The organism is Citrobacter sp. wls613 (genome assembly GCF_005281195.1).
In the GTDB taxonomy this organism is placed as follows: Bacteria; Pseudomonadota; Gammaproteobacteria; order Enterobacterales; family Enterobacteriaceae; genus Citrobacter; species Citrobacter gillenii.
Window position 1 is genome coordinate 176922 of sequence record NZ_SZXN01000064.1, and the last position, 6170, is coordinate 183091.

Here is a 6170-nt window from a genome sequence, read left to right on the forward strand (position 1 = left end):
ATGATTCAGGGAAAAGCATGGTACAAAACGCCGGGAGCGCAAGTCGGATCAGGCTGCTTGTGTGTCATCTCCGTCGGACGCCGTGTTTTCTACTGCCTGAGGCGACGGCAGTTTGCCGTTTTTCAGGATCGCACTTAGCACGTCTTTTTGCTCGGCCAGCCAAAGAGAAAGCGCTTCACGCTGTTCATCTTCCAGCGCGACCGGCGACTGCTCCAGCCAGGTGTCTAGCAGGTCTGCTGTATCCAGCATTTTGTCATACGCATCGGCTTCCTTTTTGCTGGTAAACGACATTTTTTCCTCACCTTCCCGAATAACTACGTATTTAACTTCAACCGCCATTTTGCAGCCTCTTAAATTACCTGTAATTATGTACAGTATATTCTTTTTCAGCCGCAAAATCAACCTGGTAATAAAGACAGACGCAAACGTTTTCGTATATACTGCGCCCAGATAAAACAGGGGATTAATTTATGACGTTATTAGGCACAGCGCTGCGTCCGGCAGCAACGCGAGTGATGTTATTAGGTTCAGGGGAACTGGGTAAAGAAGTGGCGATTGAATGCCAACGCCTGGGTGTAGAAGTCATCGCCGTGGATCGTTACCCCGACGCGCCAGCGATGCACGTAGCCCACCGTGCGTACGTGATTAATATGCTGGATGGCGAGGCATTGCGCGAGGTTGTCGAGCGCGAAAAACCCCATTATATCGTGCCAGAAATTGAAGCTATTGCGACGGATATGCTGGTAAAACTGGAACAGGAAGGTATGAACGTCGTGCCTTGCGCGCGCGCCACACAGTTGACCATGAACCGTGAAGGCATTCGTCGTCTGGCTGCTGAAGAGCTGTTATTACCCACATCCTCTTTCCGCTTCGCCGATAGCGAAGCCCGCTTTCGTGATGCGGTGGCTGAAATCGGCTTTCCATGTATCGTGAAACCGGTAATGAGTTCTTCCGGCAAAGGTCAGAGCTTTATTCGCTCCGCTGAGCAGCTTACCGAAGCCTGGGAATATGCCCAGCAGGGCGGTCGAGCCGGTGCGGGACGCGTGATAGTGGAAGGGGTGGTGAATTTTGATTTTGAAATCACCCTACTCACCGTCAGTGCCGTTGACGGTGTGCACTTCTGCGCGCCGGTAGGCCATCGCCAGGAAGATGGCGATTACCGCGAATCCTGGCAGCCGCAGCAGATGAGTGAACTGGCGCTGAAACGCGCACAGGAAATTGCCCGCAAGGTCGTGCTGGCGTTGGGCGGTCACGGATTGTTTGGCGTAGAGCTATTTGTTTGCGGTGATGAGGTAATTTTCAGCGAAGTCTCCCCTCGCCCACACGACACCGGCATGGTGACGTTAATTTCGCAGGATCTGTCCGAGTTTGCGCTGCACGTCCGCGCGTTCCTCGGATTACCCATCGGCGCAATCCGACAATATGGTCCGTCCGCATCAGCCGTTATCCTGCCACAACTCACCAGTCAGAATGTGACGTTTAATCACGTAGAAAGTGCCGTTGGCGCAGGTTTGCAGCTTCGTCTGTTCGGTAAGCCGGAAATTGATGGCTCACGTCGCTTAGGCGTTGTGCTGGCAACAGCTGAAAGCGTTGACGAGGCGGTTGAACGGGCGAAGAATGCTGCCGCACAGGTGAACGTCGCAGGATAAAATATCGGGCCTTCTGGCCCGTTTTAAGGTATTCCGTCGGCCCGAAAAGCGTAGTGGACTGCACCCCAAGATTGGTTATCCAGCTGAATAAGGTGCAGTTTTTTTGGCTAAATCACAATATTCCCAGGAAACGAAACTGACGTTAGTTGACCGTATTCTCTCCAGAAAAGATCGGACCCTGCACACAGCAAAACGTTTTGGATAAACAATTTTCGATATGTGAAACCGACGCCTGGCTTGCTATCCCGACTAAAATGGCTGTACTGCGCTAAAAGCAAAAAGCCCGCTTAGTTTCCTAAGCAGGCTTCTTAAATATGGCTCCTCTGACTGGACTCGAACCAGTGACATACGGATTAACAGTCCGCCGTTCTACCGACTGAACTACAGAGGAATCGTGTGAACGGGGCGAATATTAGCGATGCCAGTCAGCGTTGTCAAAGGCTGAATGGAGAAATGCGATCGTTTGCCGAATATTTCTTCATTTCGTTGCTTATTCAGACGCAACGGGTTGTTTTATAGACTTTTCCCGTTCCGACGCGGATACTTCCATAACCATCGCCCGGTGATCATGCGCCAGTAAAACAGCGCAGCACGCACTGCCCAGTCGAAGAACATCCCCATCCAAACCCCGACGACACCCCAATCTAAGACGATCCCGAGGGTATAACCTGCCACCACGCGACAGCCCCACATGCCCAGCATGGAAACCCACATCGCAAAACGGACATCGCGAGCCCCCTTAAACCCAGAAGGAAGAACCCACGATGCCGCCCATATCGGCATAAATGCCGCGTTGAGCCAAATCAGAACAACTATGACCTCTTTTACATCCTGATCGCGGGTATAGAACGAGGCCATTAATCCGGCAAAGGGAGCTGATAACCAAGCTATGGCGGTTAAACCAATTGTGGATAGCCAGAATACATGCCGCAACTGAATCTCAGCCTGGGCAATCTGTCCATTTCCCAGACGCCGCCCGGTAATAATGGTGGAGGCAGAACCCAGAGCATTGCCGGGCAGGTTAATCAGTGCTGCGATAGAGAAGGCAATAAAGTTACCGGCAATGACGCTGGTTCCCATCCCTGAGACAAACATCTGAGTGAGCAGCTTACCGCCGTTAAACAGTACTGATTCGATACTCGCAGGAATACCGATCCCCATCACCTCCCAGATAATGGCAAAATTCAACGGCTTAAAATAGCTCTTCAGGGGAATCCGCAGCGCCGGGTTAAAACCAATCATCAATACCCAGATAATGGCGACAGCGCCGATGTAACGAGAAATCGTCAACCCCAGCCCAGCGCCTTCAAACCCCAGCCCTTGCCAGGAAAAAATACCGTAGATCAGGATACTACTGATGATGATGTTCAGTATGTTCATACCGCCGTTAATCAGCAGCGGTATTTTGGTGTTTCCAGCACCGCGTAGCGCCCCACTGCCGATCAACGCAATGGCTGCCGCAGGATAACTGAGCACCGTCAGTTCAAGATACGTTAGCGCCAGCGCTTTAACCTCAGGTGTCGCTTCTCCGGCAACGACATTAATGATCTGTTCCCCAAAGTAATGAATGATCGCGGCCAGCACGACGGCAAAAATTGTCATGATCACCAGCGACTGTCTGGCTGCGGCTCGGGCTCGACGACGATCGCGTTTTCCCAGACTAAAGGCCACGACTACCGTGGTGCCAAGATCGATGGCGGCAAAAAATGCCATGATGACCATATTGAAACTGTCGGCGAGGCCGACGCCTGCCATCGCTTCTTTGCCCAGCCAGCTTACCAGGAAGGTACTCAGTACCCCCATTAAGAGCACGCAGGTATTTTCCAGAAAAATAGGTACGGCAAGCGGGGTGATTTCGCGCCAGAATAGAACTTTATAACTCTTGCGTTTGGCGTACCAGGGCGTGCGGGAAACGACCTGGCGTAAGGCAGCGGAGACGTTCAAAATGGACCTTAATGAAGAAAGTTGAAACCTCATTTCAAATGATGCGGGAGAATCAAAAAAGCTGCAAAGTTTTTTCCATATAAAATGTCTGTAAATGCAACAAACTGTCGAGAGAAGCACCAATTGATACGCATTGAAGGAAATGGGGTTTGACAAAAAATTTTTCGCCGCTAAGATAAGCCTCCACACCGATTCCTCTGTAGTTCAGTCGGTAGAACGGCGGACTGTTAATCCGTATGTCACTGGTTCGAGTCCAGTCAGAGGAGCCATATTTAAGAAGCCTGCTTAGGAAACTAAGCGGGTTTTTTGCTTTCTGCGAATATCCATTGCATCAATTAACGATGCCTTTGGATGCCGCATTTATACCCTTGAAAATATTAGGCTTTTGATTCTTCAGAGCTTTTGGTCAGACAGCGAGTTATATATCAATATGAATGGTACCAACAGGGACTTAGCGAAAAACCGGCCTTGGTGGCCGGTTCGTCGTTGCTATCGTTGACTCAGGGCGGTTTAGCTTGCACCGCGCAATTTTTCTACTGCCTCAGAAAGTCGCCTTAACACCTAACATTACGGAAGAGTCACTGTAGCCCTGATCGCCCAGTTGCTGGCCCACGTTCCCCCACATAGTGATATTCGTTGTCAGTTGCCCTTCGACACCGGTCTTGATCTCACCGATATTTCGGCTACCCGCCAAACTAACCCGCTCACCGTTTAGTAAAGTGCCAAAGTCCGTTGTGTTGTGTACCCAGTTAACTTCCACAAATGGTTGGAATGACCGTCCCTTACCCTCGTCCTGTTTACTGTGACCATGACCATACAAGCGGGCACCAAGGCGAGTTTGAATATTTCCCTGACCTTCGCCTTCCACACGAGTACCATTGGTTTCTTTGAAAGAATCAGCTTTCACACCCATCCACGTTATCTGTGCTTTCGGCTGTACATATAGCGCATTACGCTTGCTCAAATCCTTCAGTTTCCAGCTGTAACCAGATTCCACTGACGTCGTAAAACCTTTCGACTTATATCTTTCTGCCGCCACGCCTACTCCAGAAACCGTATTATCAAACCAACTGTATTGTAACCAGCTATCAACGTATGCCCCTTCCTGGCTGTGACTATTCTGTAGCCAGGTGCCGTAAAGACCTACGTTATATCCACTAATACTGCTGCTCGCCTTGTTTCGGTTGCGCTGGTTAACGGCGTTACTCTTCTGGTTTGCATAGCCGGCCATCACCCCAAAATGAAAACGATCGGTATTAGCGGCGCCCCACTGAACGATGTCACCGCCGACCTGCATTACATACCGATTAGCCTGAATATCAAGTTGACCGCTGCTGTCATGCTGGCGGGTATGGCCACCGATATTACGCTGCCACATACTGGTAACGTACTCTTCACCGGTCACGATATCCGTGTAGCGAGTTTCACCGAGACGATCCTGTAAGCGCGTGTGAAACAGAGTGTTTGCCGCAGCAAGGTTCATGCCATATAAACCAGCTTCAGGGCGTACCGCGTGTTCACGTGGAATCGGTACCGGAACAGATGGTTGGGGTATAACAGGCACGGCTGGCTCTTCCGCATCTGGCAGTTCTGGAAATGCCGGTTCTTCCTCTTCAGGCATTTCAGGAAGCGCAGGCGTTTCCGGTTGCTCAGCAGCGGGGTCTTCAGGTTGCTCTGTAACTGGCTCTTCTGGTTCAGGCGATGGCGGTGTCAGTGCACTGCTGAGATACCAGTTAGCCTCTTTTGTACCTATTCCGCGATGCAGCGTGTAATCATAAGCCCCCGCAACAATGCGGCCATTTTGCTTAAACTCACCATAGGAATTACCGAGCACGGTAATAAGTTCAATGCCTTCCAGCGTTTCTGCCCCGACTCCACCAGCATTACGAATAGCAACATGAGTACTACCAGAGGTGTCGCCATGTACAACCATACGATCGGTAAGAGAGTCGTCATCTCCAAGTATGGTGTTCATGATAATATTTCCGTTGTTGCCATGGTAATCACCGGCAACAATGAGGGTCTTGAAGTCAGAGCCAGCAGTAAGAGACTGGAACACCCCACCGTTGATGGTTGGTACACGACCAGAATTAGTCAGTACTGAACCCTCGGTCTGACGACCCGCCATAAAGTTCAGGGTAGCGTCATTCAACGTCAAGTTGGTGAGTTCAGAATCACCGTTCATGTCCCAAACACTATTCTTGCCGTTGAAAGTTAAATTTATGAGCGGTCCGGCTGAAGGCGTGTATAGTCGCGTATCAACATCCCGGCGTACGCCTCCTGTACTATAAGCTAAATCCGTTACCCCCTGAAAATAAGAGTCATCACCTGAGATAATATTAATAGCTGAGGGTTTCAGGGTGGAAGATGACAGATATGTAGTTTCAGATCTTATTCTACCCCATATATTTACCTTGTTATTATTTATAATATTTAATTCATTATCATAAGCGTGTAGTGTCACCTGTGAATATAGTGCGCTAACGTCCTTTTGTGAATTGTTATCTAAAAAAACTTTACTACCAAGAGAAACATCACCATTCACATTAACAGTAACTCCCCTTGGGAAGGTGCGAA

3 protein-coding genes, 2 tRNA genes and 1 pseudogene are annotated in these 6170 nt (G+C 49.9%); 2 read left to right on the forward strand and 4 right to left on the reverse strand.

Annotated features, from left to right (window positions below; genetic code table 11):
* Window positions 1-48: 48 nt before the first annotated feature.
* A complete protein-coding gene (gene yebG, locus FDX01_RS14800) occupies window positions 49-339 on the reverse strand; it encodes a DNA damage-inducible protein YebG (RefSeq protein ID WP_115258185.1) in 291 nt (96 codons plus the stop codon).
* Between the two features lie 131 nt (window positions 340-470).
* Between yebG and purT the strand changes: the two genes are divergently transcribed.
* The gene (gene purT / locus FDX01_RS14805) at window positions 471-1649 is read left to right on the forward strand and encodes a formate-dependent phosphoribosylglycinamide formyltransferase (protein WP_096756681.1); all 1179 of its coding nucleotides are present in this window, start codon (window positions 471-473) and stop codon (window positions 1647-1649) included.
* A gap of 315 nt (window positions 1650-1964) precedes the next feature.
* Here purT and FDX01_RS14810 read toward each other — a convergent pair.
* A tRNA-Asn gene (locus FDX01_RS14810) sits at window positions 1965-2040 on the reverse strand.
* Between the two features lie 99 nt (window positions 2041-2139).
* Window positions 2140-3626, reverse strand: a pseudogene (locus FDX01_RS14815) (EmmdR/YeeO family multidrug/toxin efflux MATE transporter).
* Window positions 3627-3786: 160 nt separating this feature from the next.
* Between FDX01_RS14815 and FDX01_RS14820 the strand changes: the two are divergent.
* A tRNA-Asn gene (locus FDX01_RS14820) sits at window positions 3787-3862 on the forward strand.
* A gap of 272 nt (window positions 3863-4134) precedes the next feature.
* Here the strand turns inward: FDX01_RS14820 and FDX01_RS14825 are convergent.
* A partial coding sequence (locus tag FDX01_RS14825) for an autotransporter outer membrane beta-barrel domain-containing protein (protein ID WP_137400028.1) occupies window positions 4135-6170 on the reverse strand: 2036 nt, incomplete at its 5' end.

Excerpts from the sequence above, each read along its gene's own strand:
- yebG (WP_115258185.1), bottom strand. The coding sequence starts at position 339 with ATGGCGGTTGAAGTTAAATACGTAGTTATTCGGGAAGGTGAGGAAAAA.
- purT (WP_096756681.1), top strand. The coding sequence starts at position 471 with ATGACGTTATTAGGCACAGCGCTGCGTCCGGCAGCAACGCGAGTGATG.